The organism is Methylovulum miyakonense HT12 (genome assembly GCF_000384075.1).
In the GTDB taxonomy this organism is placed as follows: domain Bacteria; phylum Pseudomonadota; class Gammaproteobacteria; order Methylococcales; family Methylomonadaceae; genus Methylovulum; species Methylovulum miyakonense.
In genome coordinates this window covers 2,991,132-3,012,178 of the sequence record NZ_KB913025.1, presented here as the reverse complement: position 1 = coordinate 3,012,178, position 21,047 = coordinate 2,991,132, and the positions used below count along the sequence as shown (strand labels likewise).

General features: G+C 57.5%; 14 protein-coding genes. 10 read left to right on the top strand and 4 right to left on the bottom strand.

Annotation, left to right across the window (positions count from 1 at the left end; translation table 11 throughout):
• Window positions 1-217 precede the first annotated feature (217 nt).
• The gene (locus tag METMI_RS0114930; RefSeq protein ID WP_029151725.1) at window positions 218-427 is read left to right on the top strand and encodes a hypothetical protein; all 210 of its coding nucleotides are present in this window, start codon (window positions 218-220) and stop codon (window positions 425-427) included.
• A gap of 170 nt (window positions 428-597) precedes the next feature.
• Here the strand turns inward: METMI_RS0114930 and METMI_RS0114925 are convergent, their stop codons facing one another.
• Together METMI_RS0114925 and METMI_RS0114920 are read right to left on the bottom strand one after the other, a co-directional pair.
• Window positions 598-876 carry an Lpp/OprI family alanine-zipper lipoprotein gene (locus METMI_RS0114925; protein ID WP_019867101.1) on the bottom strand — a complete coding sequence of 93 codons (279 nt, stop codon included), beginning with the start codon at window positions 874-876 and terminating at the stop codon, window positions 598-600.
• A gap of 732 nt (window positions 877-1,608) precedes the next feature.
• Window positions 1,609-2,241 (bottom strand): DUF2238 domain-containing protein, encoded by a 633-nt coding sequence (locus tag METMI_RS0114920; RefSeq protein ID WP_019867100.1) that lies wholly within the window; start codon window positions 2,239-2,241, stop codon window positions 1,609-1,611.
• A 343-nt stretch (window positions 2,242-2,584) separates the two neighbouring features.
• Between METMI_RS0114920 and METMI_RS0114915 the strand changes: the two genes are divergently transcribed.
• The 4 genes from METMI_RS0114915 (at window position 2,585) to METMI_RS0114900 (ending at window position 9,044) form a co-directional block, all read left to right on the top strand.
• Window positions 2,585-3,982, top strand: a complete 1,398-nt coding sequence (locus tag METMI_RS0114915) for an efflux transporter outer membrane subunit (protein WP_019867099.1) — start codon at window positions 2,585-2,587, stop codon at window positions 3,980-3,982.
• Window positions 3,983-4,054: 72 nt separating this feature from the next.
• Window positions 4,055-5,161 carry an HlyD family secretion protein gene (locus METMI_RS0114910; protein ID WP_456299006.1) on the top strand — a complete coding sequence of 369 codons (1,107 nt, stop codon included), beginning with the start codon at window positions 4,055-4,057 and terminating at the stop codon, window positions 5,159-5,161.
• Entirely contained in the window at window positions 5,161-7,917 is a 2,757-nt protein-coding gene (gene rbbA, locus METMI_RS0114905) for a ribosome-associated ATPase/putative transporter RbbA (RefSeq protein WP_019867097.1), read from the top strand. Before METMI_RS0114910 ends, rbbA begins: the two co-directional genes overlap by 1 nt.
• A gap of 2 nt (window positions 7,918-7,919) precedes the next feature.
• Window positions 7,920-9,044: an ABC transporter permease gene (locus tag METMI_RS0114900; protein ID WP_019867096.1), complete on the top strand. Its 1,125-nt coding sequence runs from the start codon at window positions 7,920-7,922 to the stop codon at window positions 9,042-9,044.
• A gap of 223 nt (window positions 9,045-9,267) precedes the next feature.
• Here the strand turns inward: METMI_RS0114900 and METMI_RS0114895 are convergent, their stop codons facing one another.
• Window positions 9,268-12,909: a hypothetical protein gene (locus METMI_RS0114895; protein ID WP_019867095.1), complete on the bottom strand. Its 3,642-nt coding sequence runs from the start codon at window positions 12,907-12,909 to the stop codon at window positions 9,268-9,270.
• A gap of 172 nt (window positions 12,910-13,081) precedes the next feature.
• On the opposite strand from METMI_RS0114895, the gene METMI_RS0114890 reads away from it, so the two are divergent.
• From METMI_RS0114890 to METMI_RS0114870, 5 genes are all read left to right on the top strand, one after another.
• Window positions 13,082-14,539, top strand: a complete 1,458-nt coding sequence (locus tag METMI_RS0114890; protein ID WP_019867094.1) for a sensor histidine kinase — start codon at window positions 13,082-13,084, stop codon at window positions 14,537-14,539.
• 22 nt (window positions 14,540-14,561) lie between these two features.
• Window positions 14,562-15,146: a hypothetical protein gene (locus tag METMI_RS0114885; RefSeq protein ID WP_019867093.1), complete on the top strand. Its 585-nt coding sequence runs from the start codon at window positions 14,562-14,564 to the stop codon at window positions 15,144-15,146.
• A 5-nt stretch (window positions 15,147-15,151) separates the two neighbouring features.
• The gene (locus METMI_RS0114880) at window positions 15,152-16,750 is read left to right on the top strand and encodes a sensor histidine kinase (protein ID WP_019867092.1); all 1,599 of its coding nucleotides are present in this window, start codon (window positions 15,152-15,154) and stop codon (window positions 16,748-16,750) included.
• A 444-nt stretch (window positions 16,751-17,194) separates the two neighbouring features.
• Entirely contained in the window at window positions 17,195-17,878 is a 684-nt protein-coding gene (locus METMI_RS0114875) for a response regulator transcription factor (RefSeq protein ID WP_019867091.1), read from the top strand.
• Window positions 17,879-17,949: 71 nt separating this feature from the next.
• Window positions 17,950-20,460 (top strand): glycogen/starch/alpha-glucan phosphorylase, encoded by a 2,511-nt coding sequence (locus METMI_RS0114870; protein ID WP_040573128.1) that lies wholly within the window; start codon window positions 17,950-17,952, stop codon window positions 20,458-20,460.
• Window positions 20,461-20,514: 54 nt separating this feature from the next.
• Here METMI_RS0114870 and METMI_RS0114865 read toward each other — a convergent pair whose 3' ends face one another.
• Window positions 20,515-21,045 carry a DUF2380 domain-containing protein gene (locus METMI_RS0114865; RefSeq protein ID WP_019867089.1) on the bottom strand — a complete coding sequence of 177 codons (531 nt, stop codon included), beginning with the start codon at window positions 21,043-21,045 and terminating at the stop codon, window positions 20,515-20,517.
• Window positions 21,046-21,047 lie beyond the last annotated feature (2 nt).

Below are 21,047 nucleotides of genomic sequence, written 5' to 3'. Positions count from 1 at the left end.
GTTGAATATTTAATTTATTTATATGCGCTTGCCATACTGCCAGCTGGTATAAGTTTTGCTTAACGATTAAACGAGCTCAAAAGTAACGCGAATCCGGCGTTGTTCCTGTCGCCTTCACAACATCGTCAACACGGGATGTCCGATGGCCGACAGGAGATGGGACGTAGTGCAGATGAGCGGGGTTTTTAATGGATGTCCTAACGACGGGGTGATTACGATGGCAGAGTTTTACGTTGAAAAAAATGCTCAGGGCAATGGGGATCATGTGGTCCACACCGCAGATTGTTCTTTGCTTCCTTCCAAAGAAACAGTGCATTATTTAGGGTCGATCAGCAACGCTAAAAGTGCGGTGAAAAAAGCGGCTGAATTATTAAGAAAACAGGCCAGTGGTTGTCCCCACTGCACCCCCGCATACCAAACAACCTGATAAGGTTTGCGGCGTTCGAGGGAACACTTGTGTGGGGAATGGGCTTACGCCGCCAAACCCGCTGTTCACGGACAAACCTGTAACGTCCAGTAATTGGAGGATACGCAAACGGGCGGGCCGGTCATCAAGAGCACGACCGGCCTGCCCGTTTGCGTCTAAAGCAAGCTGATTTATTTCATCATTGACCTTTTAAACTTCCTATCCAATTTGTTATTGGCCTCTTCTGATAATTCAGCCGCCCGGTTAGCCGCCACCGTTGCCGCCTCCGCCTTTGCAGCCGCATCAGCAGCAGTCGATTGGGCGCGGTTTGCATCAGCCGATGCCTGCTTAACGGAACTATCCAAGCTATTGACTTGCGACTGTAAATTTTCAACATCTGAATTCGTTGCACAGGCGGTGACCAAAGAGTAAGCCAGGGCGACCATTGAAAACTTTATTAGTTTTTTCATATTACTTTTCCTTATTCATGGTTATAGATAGGGGGATCCAAACAAACGGCACTAAAACCGTTATTGATGTTGAATGGCAAACAACTTCCCAAGGGAACGGGCTTTAAGACGCGTAAAGGGACGTAGAATGCCTGAAAACTAGGCTGGGATGGCGCCAATGGACAATGAGAAGGCCTTATCCACCCAGCCATCACGGCCACTGTTACGCCCCAGTTGCTACGGCTGGACAAAGGTTACCCCAACAAGATGAGGGGAAACCGCTAGGTTTGATTAAAATCAGATGAAGATAGGCGCTGATGGCCTGCTTGCTGAAGCAATGCCGTTAAGTTTATGAAAACATTTAAATAATCAGTTTGTTATGGGCTATTTACAGGGGATTTTTCAGGTAGATCGGGTCGCCTAATGCGCCTACTGTTGGTAGCGGCAGCGTAACCCGACAGCATCCAAACGGCAATCGTTGGGTTACGCTATCGCTAACCCAACCTACATAACCTCGCAACACTATGATTTTATTATTTATTTATTTAACGGCATTGCCTGCAGAAAGGGGGACACCATCAACCAGAGTAAAAAAGCGATGGCTAGCAGTGGCTTGGGCGCGGCGGCAACGCATAGTGGAAATACGTCAAACATCCGGCAGGGAAGGGCCAAGGACAGGTTAGGCGGCGGCCGCCACTGTTTCCGTCGTTGCCAGACCTAACCGTATCCGATGGGGAAAGGTGGTAGCCCGGCCTATCCGCCCCGCCCGGGGCTCCCCAACTGCCGGATTTGGCGGTCATGTATCCTTGACAGCAATGACAGCGCCGTAATGGCGCCGACCAGCGCAAAGAACATGTCTGACTGGGCATCCCATATATCACCTTGGGTGCCGAGAAAATCATCCGCCCCCTGGCCAAGCGCTACGGCGGCGCCCCACTCGATAAGCTCATAGCTTGCGCTAATCGCCAGGACGATGCAGATGACAATGAACACAGACATCTTGCGGCCTCGGACATAGCCACCCCGGATAAGGATCTCGCGGGCGACGAGGGCGGGCACAAAACCTTGGAAAAAGTGGCCGATCTTATCGTAAGGGTTCCGGTGTAGCCCCAGAAGGTCTGCAATTTCGAAGCCCAGCGGTACCCGTGCGTAGGTATAGGCGCCCCCGACCATGAGGACTAGCGCGTGCAGGAAAATCCCTACATACAAAAGCGTGGTGAGCGGAAAACGTTGGTAAGTCGTCCAGAGCACAGGGATGGTGATGAAAACGGGCAGCACTTCCAACAACCAGGTCGCACGGTCGTATGGCCTAGCGCCTGACAGCGCAAGTAGCCCGACCAGTAAGACCAGGGCAAATAGGAGTGGCTTGGTGCGTTGCGTATGCATGTGCCTCCGGCGACCTAAGGTTAAGCGGGCATTTTGATCAGGGCACATCCCCGGCTATGCCGGAAGGGGTTCCAAAGGCCTGGCCTAATTGTTGCCCTAAAGCCCTTCAAGGGTATGGGAAAACAATTGTAAGGGTCAAGTTTTTTCAGCCACAAAATGCCGCTTGCCTACGGACATGCTGCTGGCTTGGCATGACAATGCCGCCAATTTGGTAACGTCAAATGATTTTATTCAACGATGTGATAGACAAACCTTATAATCTTGGGCCGAACGTTATGCCCAATGCGGCAAAATAGCGCCTAATTCACGACCGTCTCTTTATCACTCAAAAGGCATGGCCATAATGCATAAAATTTGCGGATTATTCGTTCTGGGCGGTTTGGCGGGATGCTCGATGGGGCCGGATTATCACGAAATGGCTCCGGCAACCCCAAACCATTGGCAGGCAAAACCGGCGGCGAACCTGAAGCAAGCCAACCTTGGGGACTTGAAAATCTGGTGGAAAAACTTCGGTGACACCCAACTGGACCATCTGATGGATAAGGCCCTGGCCGGCAACCTGGACATCAAGATAGCCCTGGCCCGTGTCGACCAGGCCCGTGCCGAACGTCGTGGCGCCCGCGCCGAACTGTTCCCGACCGTCGCCGCCAAAGCCGGTGCGCAACGTAACGAAAACCCCTTCCCCGGCTTGGCGCCCGGCATCAAATACAATATGTTTGAACTGGGTTTTGATGCGTTATGGGAAGTTGATTTGTTCGGCCGCCTGCAACGGCGGCTGGAGGCGGCGTCCGCCGAGCTCGATGCGGCTGGCGAACAGTACCGCCAAGCATTGGTGACCTTGACCTCCGATCTGGCCCGCAGTTACATAGAATACCGTAGCTTACAAAACCAATTGCGCATCACCCGTTCGAATCTGGAATCGCAACAACGCACGCTGGCATTGACCGAGAAACTCTTCAACGAAGGCGTCAACGCACGGCACGACGTGGTGCGGGCACGCGCGCAAGCCGAGACCACCGCATCCCAACTGCCGACATTGGAAGCCAATCTAGTCGCCACCTTACGCCAATTGGAAGTCTTGGTCGGACAAAAACCAGGCTCGCTGGCAACCACGTTAAAGACGCCAGGTACCGTCCCGGCGGCACCGGGACGGGAGGTTTTGACGTCGCCAGCCGAGACCCTACGCCACCGCCCGGACCTTCGCGCAGCCGAGCGCCAACTGGCGGCGGCCACCGCCATGCAAGGGGCGGCAGTGGCCGAACTGTTCCCGAAAATCTCGCTGTCCGCCTTTTTGGGCTTACGCAACACCGACATCGAAAGCCTGTTCAAATCGGCGGCGTTCTCCTACGGCACAGTCGGCAACCTAGTGCAGCCCTTACTCAATTTCGGCCGCATCCAAGCGGGCATCGACCTGGCCAACGCCAAGCAAAAAGAAGCTTACCTGGCTTACGAAAAGGCGGTGCTGGAAGCGTTACAGGAAACCGAAACCGCCTTGACCCGCTATTTGCAGGAAGAAATCCGCAGGCAAGCGCTGGCCCGTGCGGTTGCCGACCAGCAGGAATCGGTACGCTTGTCGCAATTGCGTTATCAGGAAGGCGTCATCTCCTTTCTTGACGTGCTGGATGCGCAACGTACCCTTTATGTGGCCGAAATCGACCTGGCCCGCTCGCAGGCCGCGACCGCGACCAACCTGATCGCCGTGTATAAGGCGCTGGGTGGCGGGGCGGATGCGGCACATTGAGGGCGTTGGGGTGAGGTTAGGAACCCCAACATTCTCCGATGCATAGGCTATTGTTGGGGTTCCTAACGTTTTATGCCCTTTAGGGGTCACCCCAACCAACATGATTCTATTTGTGGGAAACTCATGAACAAACAAACCATCTGGATTCTGATCGGCGGCGCCATTGTCCTGGCGCTTGCCTTAGCCTGGCTGCTGCGCCCAACTGGCCTGCCTGCGGGCATTGTCACTGGCAATGGCCGGATCGAGGCCACCGAAATCAATATCGCCACCAAAACGCCGGGGCGCGTTGTTGAAATACTCGCACGGGAAGGTGATTTCGTGACGGCCGGGACGGTGTTGGCGCGCATGGACACGGAAGTGTTGCATGCCCAGCAGGCCGAGGCGCTGGCCAAAGTCCGCGAAGCCGAAAATGCTTACCAGACTGCCCTAGCCATCGTGACCCAGCGCGAAAGCGAATACACGGCGGCGCAAGCCGTCGTCGCCCAACACCAAGCCGAAGCCGATGCCGCCGCCAAACGCTTGGGGCGTTCGCAACGGCTGGTTGGCGAAGGCGCGACGCCGCAGCAAGAAGTCGACGACAACCGCGCACGAGTGTTAGGCATGCAAGCGGCGATAAGGACGGCTCAAGCGCAAGTCGCCGCGGCGCAAGCCAGCATAGCCGCCGCGAAATCACAAGTAATCCAGGCGCAATCGGTGATCGAGGCGGTCAAGGCGACCGTTGCCCGGCTACAGGCGGACATTGACGACAGCGAACTGAAAGCCCCTCGCGACGGCCGCATCCAGTACCGCGTCGCCGAGCCGGGCGAAGTGCTGGCCGCTGGCGGCCGCGTGCTGAACATGGTGGATTTGTCCGACGTTTACATGACCTTCTTTTTGCCCACCGAAGCGGCCGGCAAGGTCGCGCTCGGCAGCGACATCCATCTGGTGTTCGACGCCTTGCCGGGTTACGTGATCCCGGCCAAGGCCAGCTTTGTCGCCAGCGTCGCCCAGTTCACGCCGAAAACGGTGGAAACGGAAAGCGAGCGCCTGAAACTGATGTTCCGTATCCGCGCCCGGATAGACGCCGAGTTGCTGAAGCAGCACATCCAGCAAGTCAAGACCGGCGTGCCCGGCACGGCTTATGTCAAGCTCGACGCGAAAGCCAGCTGGCCCGCCGGGCTACAGGTCAAACTGCCATAATGGGCACAGGCAAACCCGCGCCAGTCGTCCGCATCGACAACGTCAGCCTGCGTTATCACGACACGAGGGCGCTGGACGGCCTGGGCCTGGACATCCCCGCCAACCAGATGGTCGGGCTGATCGGCCCCGACGGCGTCGGCAAATCCAGCCTGATGTCGCTGTTGACTGGCGCGCGCAAGTTGCAGCAAGGCCGCATCGAAGTCTTAGGCGGCGACATGGCCGACGCCGCCCACCGCCGTGCGGTTTGCCCAAAAATCGCCTACATGCCGCAAGGCCTGGGCAAAAACCTCTACCTGACGCTCTCGGTGTTCGAAAATGTCGATTTCTTTGGCCGCCTGTTCGGCCTCGGACGCGCCGAACGCCACCGGCGCATCGCCGAATTACTGGATAGCACTGGCCTCGCGCCCTTCCAAGACCGTCCCGCCGGACAGTTGTCGGGCGGCATGAAACAGAAACTAGGCTTATGCTGCGCATTGATCCACGATCCCGACCTGCTGGTGCTGGACGAGCCGACCACTGGCGTCGACCCTTTGTCGCGGGCCCAATTCTGGGATTTGATCGCCCGTCTGCGCACCCGCCACGCTGGCATGAGCGTCCTGGTCTCGACCGCCTATATGGACGAAGCCGAGCGTTTCGACTGGCTGGTGGCGATGGACGCCGGCAAGCTGCTGGCCACCGGCACGGCCGCCGAGCTGAAGGCGCGCACCGGCGCCGACGACCTGGAAGCCGCCTTCATCCGCCTGTTGCCCGAGGCCAAGCGTAAAGACCACCGCGCGGTCGTGATACCGCCGCGCGTTAACGGCGATGGCGAGGACCGCATCGCCATCGCCGCGCAAGGCTTGACGATGCGTTTTGACGGCTTTACCGCCGTCGATAATGTCAGCCTGGCGATAGAGCGCGGCGAAATCTTCGGTTTTCTCGGTTCCAACGGCTGCGGCAAATCGACGACCATGAAGATGCTGACCGGCCTGCTGCAACCCAGTGAAGGCGAGGCGCGGCTGTTAGGCCAAATCGTCGATGCCGGCAACATGGCCACCCGCCAGCGGGTCGGCTACATGTCGCAAGCGTTCTCCCTGTACGCCGAACTGAGCGTACGGCAAAACCTGGAATTGCACGCCAAGCTGTTCCACTTGCCCGACACCAAAATACCCGGACGCATCGCCGAAATGGCCGAACGCTTCATGCTAACCGAGGCGCTGGACGCCATGCCCGATTCATTGCCGCTGGGGCTACGCCAACGCCTGTCGCTGGCGGTCGCCGTCATCCACGGCCCCGATTTGCTGATCCTGGACGAGCCGACCTCCGGCGTCGATCCAATCGCGCGCGATAGGTTTTGGGAACTGATCGTCGGACTCGCCCGCAATGACCGGGTCACCGTGTTCATCTCCACGCATTTCATGAACGAAGCCGAACGTTGCGACCGTATCTCGCTGATGCACGCGGGCAAGGTGCTGGCTTCGGGCAGCCCCGCCGAGCTGGTCGAACGCAGCGGGCAAGCCACGTTGGAGCAGGCCTTCATCGCCTATCTGAAGGCAGCGAGCGGGCTGGATGACGGGCCGGCCGAAGCCCCCCTCCCCATTGCCAACCCATCGCCACGGACGCCTCCCCAAACCACCCGGCCCAGCCCCCGCTTCAGCCTGCTGCGCCTATTCAGCTACACCCTGCGCGAAGGCATGGAGCTGCGCCGCGACCCGATACGCGGCTCCATCGCGCTGCTTGGCACGGTGTTCCTGATGTTCATCATGGGCTACGGCATCAGCATTGATGTCGAGAACCTGCGTTTCGCCGTGCTTGACCGCGACCAGACCACGCTCAGCAACAATTACGCGCTGGACCTGGGCGGCTCACGTTATTTCACGGCCAAACCGCCAATCGCCGATTACGACGAGCTGGACCGGCGCATGCGCAGCGGCGAGCTGAGCCTGGCCTTGGAGATACCGCCCAACTTCGCCCGCGACCTGGCGCGCGGCAATCCGGTCAAAATCGGCGCTTGGGTGGACGGATCCATGCCCAGCCGCGCCGAAAACGTGCTCGGCTACGTGCAGGCGATGCACCAGACCTGGCTCTCTGAGCAGGTGCGCCGCCATGCCACCGACCACGTTGCGGCCGGGCTCATGGGCATCGAGACGCGCTATCGCTACAACCCGGACGTCAAAAGCCTGCCGGACATCGTCCCGGCGATGGTGCCGATGCTGCTGATGCTGATCTCGGCCATGCTCAGCGCGCTCAGCGTGGTGCGCGAGAAGGAACTCGGCTCCATCATCAACCTGTACGTCACGCCAGTGACCCGCCTGGAATTTCTGCTTGGCAAGCAACTGCCTTACATCGGCTTAGGGATGGTCAATTTCTTTTTGGTGTGCCTGCTAGCGGTGACCGTATTTGGCGTGCCGCACAAGGGCAATTTTTTGCTGTTGACGGTCGGCGCGCTGCTGTACGTGGCTTCGGCGACCGGCCTGGGTTTTCTGATCTCGGCCTTCACCCGCACCCAAATTGCCGCGATCTTCGCCACGGCGATCGCCACCATCATACCGTCGATGCGCTTTTCCGGCCTGATCGACCCGGTGTCGTCGCTGGAAGGCGGCGCGCGCGTTATCGGGGAAATTTTTCCGGCCACGTATTTTCTGCTGATTAGCCGCGGCACCTTCTCGAAGGCACTGGGTTTCGCCGACCTGAGTTGGTCGCTGCTGCCGCTGGTGCTGGCGATTCCGGTGATACTCGGCATCAGCGTGTTGCTGCTGCACAAACAGGAGCGTTAGCCGTGCATACCTTGCTCAATATTTTCCATCTTGGCATCAAGGAGCTGCGCAGCCTGAGCCGCGACCGGGTGATGATGGTTTTGATCCTGTTCTCGTTCACGGGTTCGGTCTACCTGACCGCGACCGGCCTGCCCGGCGCTCTGAACAAGGCGCCTATCGCGGTCATTGACGAAGACCGCTCGCAATTGTCGCAGCGCATCATCAACGCCTTTTATCCGCCGTACTTCCTACCGCCGGTGCTGATCGACCAATACGCCGCCGATCCCGGCATGGACACCGGGCTGTACACCTTCGTCATCGACATCCCGCCCGATTTCCAGCGCGACGTGCTGGCCGGGCGCGAACCCACCATACAGGTCAACGTCGATGCGACGCGCATGTCCCAGGCCTACGTCGGCAACGGCTATATCCACAACATCATTACCAGCGAAGTCAGCGCCTTTGTGCAAGGACATCGGGCGTTGGCGACGCTGCCGGTGGATTTGGAAGTACGGGCGCGCTTCAACCCGAACCTGGATTTGGCGTGGTTCGGGTCGGTGATGGAGCTGGTCAACAGCATCACCATGCTGTCCATCGTCTTGACCGGCGCGGCGCTGATCCGCGAACGCGAGCACGGCACCATCGAGCATTTGCTGGTGATGCCGCTGACGCCGTTTGAAATCATGATGGCCAAGGTCTGGTCCATGGGTCTGGTCGTCATCGTCGTGGCGACGGCGTCCCTCGTCTTTATCGTGGAGGGCGCGCTGGCGGTGCCTATCGAAGGCTCCATCACCTTGTTCGTCGTCGGCATGGCGCTGCATTTGTTCGCGACGACCTCGATGGGGATATTCCTGGGCACCGTCGCCCGCTCGATGCCGCAAATGGGCCTGTTGATGATCATCACGCTGCTGCCGCTAGAGATGCTGTCCGGCGGCACGACACCGCGCGAAAGCATGCCGCAGTTCGTGCAAGACATCATGCTGGTGGCGCCGACCACGCATTTTGTCGCGCTGGCGCAGGCCATCCTGTTCCGGGGCGGGGGTTTGGGCATTGTTTGGCCGCAGTTCGCGGCGCTGATGGTGATCGGGGGCGTATTCTTTTTAATGGCGCTGTCACGGTTCCGTAAGACCATCAGTTCGATGGCCTGATGCGGATGCGCATTAGGTTGGGTTACAACTACATGGATGCAGGAGGTAGGGCAACGCCGGGAGCGGTTGCCGAGCGATAGCGTAACCCAACCTACGAACTAGCGACTCATCATTATTTATTTTCAACTCGCAGAAAATGTCTGCGTAACATCAGATGTTAAAGCCACATCCTATCCAAAAAGGTACGCTGATCCCCCTGGGGCATCAACACCCGCCTTACCGCTTATGCGCCCGTCAGCCTTTCATACCCAAGCTGCGGCAACACATACACGGGGCTGGCTGAGATGGGTATGTCGGCGTTCCCGGCCGCGTCAACCGGCAATTTCCGGACAGCACCCACCACATCCACCAGCACCCAGGGCTTGCCGGGCGTTAGCTGCATCCGCCAGGTTCCGGCCGTCCCGTCGGTACGCCAAATCATGAACGTGTCGCCGAAATAAGCCGCCTGGATGTTGGCGTCCTTAGCGTCGAAAGCCCGGTAAGGCAGCCCGTCAATCAACGCGCTGGCGGTGTACAGCGCCGCCTCGCCGGGTTTATGGCCCATCGAGTAATCCCAAATCCGCCCGTAGCCCAGGTCGTATTCGTGGCCGATGCAAAAAGCCAGGCCCAAGTAGTCGCTACGGCTGTTGGCCCAGGCGACCATCTTCGCGGCCTGCTCCGCCTGCCAGCGGCGGCCGGTCAAGCCGTGCATCGCCTTGGCTCCGGTCTCGCCCAGCCAGAACGGCAGGCTGTTGTTCTTGCCCAGGCTGGCGTAAGCAGCCAGCACGCCGCGCTCGTCCTCATTCGAGCCGTTGCCGATAGCCCCTCCGAAACTTGGCGGCTGTTGCGGATAGGCATGGACATCCCAGGCATCCTGATATTTATCCAGACCCAGCTGCAAGACCTGTTTGAACCAGCCGCCCTCCCCCGGCCGAACCAGGCTGCCGCCGGTGTAATGGGCGTCGCTGCGCTGCTTGTGCGCCTGCTCGTATTCCCACTTGGCCCGCTCCACCCAGTGCGCGGGCTCGCGCAGTTTTTGCCATTCAGGCTCGTTGCGTATGTCGATCTCGTTGGTGGCCTTGAAGTAGCGGGTAAATGCCGCCGCCGTGTTGATGAAGTTTTGGCCGTCCGCGGGATTGTCGTTCAGCCAGGAACTATCGCCTGAAGAGTCGGCGAACAGCACCAGGCCGAGCTTTTTCGCGCGTTCCCACTGAGGCCGGTATTGCGGGTCGAAGCCGGGATAAGAGCCGTAGCTTTTATAGATACCCATACGCTGCAGCCAGGCGAAATAGCCGCCTTTCTGCTTGAAGCTCTTGTCGCCGTCGGCCAGCGCGTAATAATCGTTGTTCCAGAGTTTTTTCTTGTCCAGCCGTTGTTTTTGTTCGGCAGTGCCGCGCACGACGGAAAAGCCATCGGCGGGATAGTTCATGATCAGCTTCCCATCGGGCGTATGCAGGGACGCATAAACGGCGTAATAGCCGGGTCCGGCAATCTTGCCGAAGTCTGCTTCGGCTTGGCCGGGGAACGATCCGGTTATTTCCTTCACCGCAACCTCGTTGCCGCCGTAATCGACCACGCGCAGACGCAATTTTGCCTGAAAGCGCGGCAGCGGCGCGGGCAAACTGGTTTCCTCCAGGAGCGGATGCCAGCGCATATCCACGCGCAGTTTCAGCGCATCGCCCGGATGCGGCAAGTTGGCCGGTGCGTCCACGAAAACCAGCGGGCGCAGCTTGGCGGCGATGTTATTTAGCGCCAGATCGGCGCCGGGATCGCTCAGTTGCGTCTTGATGGCATCTAAAGGTTTACCGTCCAGATCGGTGAACTTCCCTGCGAAGTAAAACCGCTGGCCTTCGCCGTGTTGCATCACCAGCTTGACCAGCAGGCTGTGCCAGCCTTGCGATAGTTCCAGGGTCGCGAGCTGCGGCGCTTCGGACCGATCCGGCAACGCCGTTGCCACCAGCCCTTCGGTGGTCAGTCCCTTTAGCAAGGTTTTTAGCTGTTCGCCGGTGGACGCCGAAAATCCGGCGGGCGGCTTCGGATCACCGGCCAATTTGACAGGCTGCCCGTCCAGCCAAGCGGCGGTCTTGATGCCGGATTGTTTCAGGTGCAGCAGCGCCTGCGTGGTTTGATCCGCATGCAGATAGAGTTGCGCATAGCCGCTGCCGCGCGACCAGCCGTAGGAATGCTGGGTGCTGGCTTCGATGCCGGCGGAGCCGTCGGCTTGCGTGGCCGCGGCGCGCCAGGCGCGCATTTCCCCACCCATCATTTGCAGGCTAAGGTAGGGCTGGCCGGGATTCGGGCGCAGCACGGTTTCGCCATCCAGGCCGAACACCGAAACGCCCGCCCAGCCGTCCTGCAAGCCGCCCACCAGCCAGGCTTCCGGTACGCCGCCCTTGAGCGGCTTGGCAGCGTCCGCCGCCACGGCTGGCAGCGCGGGCATCGCTCCGGCTTTGCCGGGATCGGCGAGAAATTTCGCCGCCTGCCCTTCGTTTTTAGGCTCGCTCAGGACGCCGAGCACGCCGTAATGGTCGTCGGTCATCACGGCGGCGGGCAGCGCCGGGATATTCAGGCTGCGCGCCAGCGCTTCGGCATCCGGCCCTATCAAATAGGACACTGCCAGTTTTTCGTAGCGCGGCTTTGCGGCGGCGGATGCCAAGCCGCGAAACAGGGCATCCCCCTGCCCGCCCTTGCCGTCGAGTACTAGCAAGCGACGCTCGACGTTCGGCAAGGACTTGGTCAAGACCAGGAAGCGATTGCGGATCTCAGCCTGTTCCGCGTTCATCCAGTCGCCCAGCGGCGTCTCCAGTTTCAGCAAAAAGGCGTCGAAGACTTTCGCCCCGTCCGCTTTGCCGGTGTTGCCGATGTCCAGCCAGCGGTCGCCCGGCAATACGGTGACTGTCCCGGCGGCCTGCAACCACTGGTATTCCCAGGGCGTGGTGTTGGTCAATGTAAAATCGCCGCGCGCCGCCAGTTGTTCAGGTTTAGCTCCGGCTTTGACCGTGAAGCTTTGCTTAACTTGAGAGACTTCGCCGCCGCTTTTGTAGCGGGCAAAAAACCGGTATTGCCCCGGCGCTATCGCTGGGTTGAGTTCGAAACGGAACGACGCGCCCCAGTTGCCGAAGCCCTGGTGAAAAACCTGGACTTCGTCTGTTTCGGTCAACAGTGAGCCAGCGCCGGGGCCGGCCGTGGCCGCGCCGGTTTGGACTTGCAAGGCGGCGTCTTTTTCCGCCGATGCAAAGGCTGGCGTCTTGCCCAGCTCCAGCAGCACCAGCGGCCTGTCCGCCGTGCCGGTCTCAGGCAGCGAAGACAACGGCGGGGCGAGCAGGAAAGCGTCGAAGACCTTGGCGTCATGCCCTGCCCCGCTGTTGCGTATCTCGATGACGGCATCGTCGGCCTTGAGCTTGACCGGCGCTTCGGCGGCTATCCAGGCGTATTCCCAGCCCTTGGGCTTCATGGGCAGCGTCGCACGCAGCTCCAGCTTGGAGGGGTCGGGGCCAGCCCAGACTTCGAAAGTTTGCACGCAGACAGTGGGATCACCGCCCTGCCGCCAACGCGCCCAAAAGGTATACGGCTGGGCCGGGAGGCCGGGTTTGATAGGGAAGCGGAAGCCGAGCGTCCAACTGCCGAAGCCGGGATGCAACGAACTGATGTCATCGTCATCGGTACGGACTAAAGCGTCGCCCTCATGGGTCTGGACTACGCCTGCAAACACCCGCGTCGTGTTATCGCCAACGCCAAGCGACGGCGGCTTGGCGCCCAATTCCAACAACAACGCAGGCCGCTCCGCTGAAGCCTTGACCGGCAAAGCCGCAAGGGTTCCGGCATTGGCGGCGGATAGCGCCAGCAGCGCCTGTAGGGCAAGAAACAAGAAGGTTGATGGCTTCATAGCTTATGATAGTCGGAACGGTGGGCCGGGCAAGCCCGCAAGAGGCTGAACGGGGCGGCGCAAAGTTTGTATAATAGCGGATGTCCGACCAGACTAACCAGCCGATGTGCCGGATACCTTCCGCCTGCACGTTCCCCTATTTTGGGGATGCTTCTTATCTCTTTACAACCGAATGAAATTCAAAAATATTTTATCGTTAAAATCGCTGATCATCCTCGGCTTTGTGATTGCCGTCATCCCGCTGTTTTTTGCGGTCATGTACGCGGCTTTTGGAATGCGGGAAACCTCGGCATTGGGCAGGACCATCAACACCCAGGTTTTCGAACAGACCAAGGTGATCCGCTCGGTCTTGCAAAAAACCGCCGATATTGAACGCAAAGCCCGGTTGTTCGTGCTGCTGTCCGACCCTGCGGTGCGCCAGCCTTATGAACAACAATCTTATGAAAGCACGCGGGCATCATTCAAACAAGCCTTAGGCGAATTATTAAAACTGCACGTCGATAATAAAATCGCCCTGTTGGTCAATGAGCTGTCCGAGAAGGAAAACCTGATTTACCAACAAATCATTGGCTCGGCGAACGGCAACAACCCCTCGCCCATTGACGAAGCGTTCCAAGGGCTACGTGAATCGGCACACAAGCTGTCGCTGGAATTTGAAAGCCATGTTGACCATGAATTCAGCGAACTGCACCAGCAATCGGAATCGCTTGAGGAAGGCTTGTTGGTTAAGGGCGCGGTGTTGCTGTTCATTTCGTTTATTTTTATTGTGGCGTTGCTGGCGGTGCTGTCACGTTCCATGCGGCAACTGGACACCAGCATCCGCCGTCTGGGTTCCGGCGAGCTTGAAGAACCCATCTCGGTGAGCGGCCCCTCGGACTTACGTTACTTGGGCAACCGTTTGGAATGGCTGCGCACCCATTTGCTGGAACTGGAAGTGTCCAAGCAACAGTTTATGCACAATGTCGCACGGGAGATTGAGCAGCCCTTGGAGAGCATCCGCGGCAGCGCGCAGTGGCTGGTACAAAAGGCTGACGAGGAGGCGGACATCCCGCAACAAGAAATCGCACAACGCCTATGCAACAATGTCGACAAACTGAAAACCGTGTCCGAAGAATTGGTGAGATATAGCCAAATCAACACCAAACCGGAAACGGGCCGCGAAGGCGGCGTCAATATGCAAGCCCTGCTGGAATCGGTCATTGACGGTTTCCAACCGCGTTTACAGGCCAAAGCCATTAGCTTGAAAAAACTGGTCAGGCCCGTGGAAGTTGACGGGATACCCGAACAATTGCGCTGCATCATCGAACAATTGCTGGACAATGCGGTGAAATATTCACCTATCGGCGGTGAAATCCGCATCATGCTGCGTGATTCAGGACAGCAAATGGAATTGGAAGTTGAAGATGAAGGGCCGGGCGTAACCGCCGAAGAACGCGGGCATGTGTTCGAGCCCTTTTTCCGCGGCAAGGCCAACCCGCCCGATGTGGCCGGGGAAGGCCCGGGCCTGGGCTTGGCGATAGTCCGTGAATATGTCACCAACCACCAGGGCAAGGCCGAAATCATCGCCCCTAGGGAAGACCAACAAGGAGCGCGCTTCCGCGTCCAAATCCCGTTAACCGAAGCGGCTTAATAACAAGGGGGACATTATTTTTATGTTAAAAGCAAGCCTGGCGCTAAGCCTTTTATTGTTGGCCGGATGCGCCGGGTTTTCAAACAGCTGGAACGGTAACCCAGGCGCTTATAGCGAACCTTATGCCCAAGCGGACTTTGATGAGCTGTTGGCTTTTGGGGCCATGATGGCGAAAATCCCGCCATCGTCACGCTCCGATACTTGCCGTACGTTATTGAAACGCCAACAAGAGGCGCCTGGGGCGGGGTTCCAACTGCACTTGATGGTTGGCCGTTTGTTGTCCGATACTTGCGGCGACATCCCTAAAATTCTGGACGGGGTCAACGCCATCCCCGCCCAAAACTTGACGGACATACGGCTGCAAAAACTGCTCGCCATCGACACGGAAACCTTAAGGCGCATCAACAGCCTGCCGGTCATCCTAAGCAACTGCCCCACAAAAAAAACGGGTTCGCCGAAGCGCAAACAAAAATCCGCCCCAACCTCCCCGGCCGATGAGAAAGAAACGGCGGTGCCGAAAGATGATGAAAACCGCTTGCTGCGGGAGAAACTGGAAGCCATACGGTCCATGGAAAAACATTTGGACGAGAGCGGCGGCGGAAATTAAAGGCCATGTTCCGTTTCCGTTTGGCGATGGCCATCGTTGTTTCCTTTGGTTTTGTCCTATTTTTAGGGATCATGCTGTATTGGAGCTCAAACCAAGTGGCCTGGCATTTTCAGCGCAGCCAAGCGGCTTACCAGGCTTTTGAGCATTATGAGCGCCTGTCGCAAGAAGCTTACCGCCATTTCAAACAGCGCATGGACAGGCTGATCAGTGACAGCCCGACTGCCGCCGCTGGCGTGGAATTGTCAAAACAACGGCTTTACCTGGCGATGCAGGCATTGAGGGACAACGCGGTACAAACCAAGCCGCCAGGGGACGACCCGGACAAATCCGCCGAACTGGAACGGGTCGCGCATTTCACGGCGTTTTTGGATGCCAGCGGATACCGGTTCGACGACATCGAACGGCTACGCGAACAGGGCAAACCCGAACTGGCGATGCAAGCCTTATCAAAATTTTCGGAAGAAGAAATTGACGGCAAATTCCAACCGCTGATTGATGCCGCCATCAATGCCGAACGCGGCAAGGCGGGGCAAGCCAAACAAGCCATGGAAGACTTGGTGGCCCGGTCGCGTTGGGTCGCCATCCTGGCCTCCTTGGCGGCGGCGGTGTTTAGCCTTTCCTCCGGCGTGTTGCTGTTGCGTGGCGTCAAGAAGCCGGTTGAGGCGCTGATGAAAGGCACTGACGAAATAGCCTCAGGCAACCTCGATTACCGCATCACCGTCAATACCCACGACGAATTCGCTTACCTCGCCAGCCATTTCAACCAGATGGCCGAAGAACTGGATGTCCAACAAACCAAACTGCGCGAAGGCCGTGCCGTGCTGGAAAAACGGGTGGCCGAGCGGACCTTTGAATTGCATCGCCTGAATGAGGAATTAAAACGCATGGACACGGCGCGTCTGGAATTTTTGGCCGACATCAGCCATGAACTGCGCACCCCGATCACCGTGATCCGCGGCGAGGCGGAAGTGACTTTGCGCGGCAAAGACCGTGATGCCCTAGAGTACAAAGACGCTTTACGGCGTATCGTCGAACTGGCCATGCAACTGGGCACGTATGTCAAAGACTTGCTGGCTTTGGCCCGTGCCGAAAGCGCCAATCTGCAATTTGAATGGGACAGCCTGGATTTGGCCGAACTGGTGGCCGCCGCTGCCGAAGATTTCCGGTTGATGGCCGAAGAACAGGGGCATTCGGTCACCTTGGATGCGCCGGGCACGCCGCTATGGGTGTACGGTGACAAACAACGGCTACGGCAATTGCTGTTCATTTTAGGCGACAACGCCTGCCGCTATTCAAACCCGGAAGGCCGGATCACGGTCAAGTTATGGACGGCTGCAAACCAAGCCCATTTCAGCGTCGCCGACCAGGGCATAGGCATCCCCGCCCAAGATTTGGGGCGCATCTTCGACCGCCGCTTCCGCAGCCGGAACGCCCTGGACGCCCGCGATGACGGCAGCGGCTTAGGCCTGCCGTTGGCCCGGTCGATACTGAAAGCCCATGGCGGTGATATTGCCGTGGACAGCATTGAAAATGCAGGCTCGACGTTCACGGTGACCTTGCCGATGATTGCGCCCGGAAACGGCGGATTGATAAACGATAACTGACGTTACGCAGTAACGTAGTTTGTATCCCGTTTGCCGCGTCGAGCACCACAGTATTGGTCGGGACTAGCCCGAATACCCACAGGGCATAAAGGGGTGCGGCATGGATGCCGCACGGCGGCAAAGGGGCAGGAAGCCCCTTTTGCCGCCCCCCGACCAATGCGAGGAGCGCAAGACATCAGCGGCAACCGGGCCGCCTTTTCTTTGGATACTTTCTTTTCGACTGCATGGATGCCACCACTAAAGGGTGGTCTATGGACAGAGGTAGGGCAACGCAGGAGCAGTTGCCGGGGCGGCGCAAAAGAAAGTATCTCGCCGTCGGGTGCGAGAACCCGATTAAAAAAACATCGCGATAGCGACTCTACTTTATTTATTTTCAATTCGCAGAAAAAGTCTGCGTAACATCAGATGATAACTGACAGACACTATTTTAAAGGGATAGCCGATATGCAAATTTTGCTAGTGGAAGACGACGGACGGATTGTCGATTTTGTCCAACGGGGGCTGAAAGCCGAGGGCTATAGCGTGGAAGTGGCCAACAATGGCTTGGACGCCATCGCCCTGGGCACCGAAGGCCAGTTCCAAGCCATCATTTTGGATCTGGGCCTGCCTGATATCAATGGCCGTGAGGTGTGCGAGCGCTTGCGCCACACGGGCGTCGACACCCCCATCTTGATGCTGACGGCACGGGACGCCATCCAAGATAAGGTGGCGGGCTTGCGCTCCGGCGCCGATGATTATATGACCAAGCCGTTTTCATTTGAGGAATTGCTGGCGCGGATAGAGGCGCTGATGCGCCGCAGTGGCGGCGAGCTGAAACAGGAAAGCAAAGAATTGCAGATAGCCGATTTGGCCTTAAATTTGGAAACCCATGAAGTGCGGCGCGGCGGCGTGCTGATCGACCTGACCCCCAAGGAGTTCACGTTGCTTGAATGCTTCATGCGGATGCCCGGCAAAGTGTTGAGCCGCACCCGTATCCTGGAACAAGTGTGGGGTTACAGCAGCGACCCGCTAACCAATGTGGTGGATGTCTACATCCGCCAACTACGGCGCAAAATTGATGACGGGCACGATTTAAAATTGCTCAAGACCATCAGGGGATTTGGTTATAAACTAGACACTTCCCAATAGCCTATGCATTTTTTAGCCCAAATTTAAAGCTTGTCATGAAAAAAACACAACTCATACACCAAAATGCAGCTATGGCACACATACGTTTTTACAAAAGCCAACCCAAACCCCACATCACTAAACTTGCCGAGCTAGGTATGGATAAAGAACAATTAGAAGCCGATTTCAAACGTTACTACGGCCATCGCCTGGGACGGGATGAAAATTGCCGCACACTCAATTACGCCTACCAAGCCCTGTCCATGGCGATTAGTGACAGGCTCACCGAACGCTGGAAAAGGACTTACAACGCTTACAAAAACCAAGATTGCCGGAAAGCCTATTACTTGTCGATGGAGTTTTTGATGGGGCGCACGCTCAGCAACGCCATGTTGAGTTTGGGCATCCATGACGCGGTCGATGAGGCCATGTACGACTTAGGCTTGGAGTTGGAAGAACTCGTCGATAACGAACCCGATGCGGGCTTGGGCAACGGTGGTTTGGGACGGTTGGCGGCCTGTTTCCTTGATAGTTGCGCCACCCTAGGTTTGCCTGTCAATGGCTATGGCTTGCGTTATGAATACGGCATGTTCTCCCAGGACATCGTCAACGGCGAGCAAATAGAAAAACCCGACCATTGGCTAAGGAATGGCAATGTCTGGGAAATTGAGCGTCTGGAATACCGGCAACGGATTAAGTTTGGCGGGCGCACCGAGACCCGTACCGACGGAAACGGCGTCCTGCGCGTGAGTTGGGTAGACACGCGGGACGTGTACGCCGTGCCCTTCGACACCCCGATCCCCGGCTATCAGAACGGCACCGTCAACACCTTGCGTTTATGGAAAGCGACGGCGACCGACGAATTCGATTTGCAGGAATTCAATGCGGGCGATTATGCCGAATCCGTGGCCGAAAAGAACACCGCCGAAAACATCACGATGGTGTTGTACCCTAATGATGCCAACGAAAACGGCAAGGCCCTGCGCTTGCGCCAACAATATCTATTGGCCTCCGCCAGCCTGCAGGACATCATCGAAACCTGGGTGGGCCGGCATGGCCATGATTTTGCCAGCTTTGCCGACAAACATTGCTTCCAACTGAATGACACCCATCCGAGCATTGCCGTCGCCGAACTGATGCGCCTGCTGGTTGACATTTACGGCCTACCCTGGGACAAGGCGTGGGCCATCACCAGCAGCACCATGGCTTACACCAACCATACGCTGCTGCCCGAGGCCCTGGAGCGTTGGTCGGTCAACCTGTTCAGGCAATTGTTGCCGCGCCTTTTGGAAATCATTTTTGAAATCAACGCCCGTTTTCTGGCGGAAGTGTCGGCGCGGTGGCCTAATGACACCTCCCGTTTAAGGCGCATGTCGCTGATTGAAGAAGGCCGCGAACAGTATGTCAGGATGGCGTATTTGGCGATAGCCGGCAGTTATTCGGTCAATGGCGTCGCCCAATTGCATTCCGAATTATTGCAAAAAGGCCTGTTCCGCGATTTTTACGAATTGTGGCCGCACAAATTCAACAATAAGACCAACGGGGTGACACCACGGCGTTGGCTGGCGGCCTGCAACCCCAATCTGGCGGAACTTATCACAAAAACCATCGGGGATGGCTGGCTAACGGACTTGTCCCAATTGCAACACCTGAAGCGTTACGTTGATGACAAAGCGTTCTGCGGACGCTGGCGTGAAATCAAACAACAAGCCAAACAAAACTTGATCGATTTTAAAAAACAAGAGCTAGGTTTTGACCTAAACGTCAACGCCCTGTTTGATGTCCAGGTCAAACGCATACACGAATACAAACGCCAACTACTCAATGTCCTGCATGTCATACACCTTTATGACCGCATCAAACGTGGCGACACCGCCAATTGGACAGACCGTTGCGTATTGATCGGGGGCAAAGCCGCACCTGGCTATTTCATGGCCAAGCGCATCATCAAGCTGATCAACAATGTCAGCAATGTCATCAACAATGACCCCCAGGTCGGCGACAAGCTTAAATTGATTTTCTTACCCAATTACCGGGTGTCCGCCATGGAAAAAATTTGTCCGGGCGCCGATTTGTCCGAGCAGATTTCCACGGCGGGCAAAGAAGCCTCCGGCACCGGCAATATGAAATTCATGATGAACGGCGCTTTGACCATCGGCACCTTGGATGGCGCGAACATCGAGATCCGCGAAGAAGCGGGTGACGGGAACTTCTTCTTGTTTGGCCTGAATGCGCAGGAAGTGGAAGACTTGCACCATCACTATGACCCGAAAGCCATTATCCAACAAGATGCCGATTTGCAACGGGTGATGCGGCTGTTGGAATGCGGGCACTTTAACCCATTCGAATTCGGCATTTTTGACACGCTCATCGCTTCCATTAAAAGCCCGCATGACCCTTGGATGACCATTGCCGATTTCCGCAGTTTTATCAACGCGCAAAAACGGGTGGAAACCGCTTACCGCGACCAAGAGCGCTGGACAAAAATGAGCATCCTTAACTGCGCGGCTAGCGGCAAGTTTTCCACCGACAGGACTATCAGGGAATACAATAACGAGATATGGAAACTTACACCAGTTATTGTGGATAACGGCAACGTGTAATCAGCGGGGCACACACTTAGGTTGGCGCCCCGGAAAAGGCGCTCCGGCGCCTACTTAATGGCTATGATGTACCGCCCCAGCCCCCCCACTGCCAATGGCCCCCTTGATTTTTTTTGCCAGCGCGACGGCCCCGTGCCGGGTGACGGCTTCATGGTTGCCCTTGAGTTCAACATCAAAGCTGGCGGCAAGCATCCCGGTCTTGACGTTGATGACATGCGCCATCAGGTAAGAAAACAAAAAGCTGGGCTTGCTGTGTTGCCCGACCACCACCCAATCGGCCTGGGCTTGTCCGCCTAATTTGGCGGCAAGGTCATGGAAACGGAACAAATAGCCAAAACTGCCATTGGCCATTGCTTGGGCTTGGGGGCTGACAGGGACGGTTTCATAACCATCATCCGCCTGCCTTATCGCCGCTTCCAACAAAGGCCGGATGGATGCCGTGCGCACTTGCTCCTGGGGCGTATTGGGCAAGGAGGTGAGGTCGTTCAGTTCAAAAGCCAAAACCGCAATGCGTTGGGCGGCGTGCACCACCGTGCCCGGCAAGAACAATGCCGCCGAAAGGGTTGCCAATGCCAATTTATTCATAC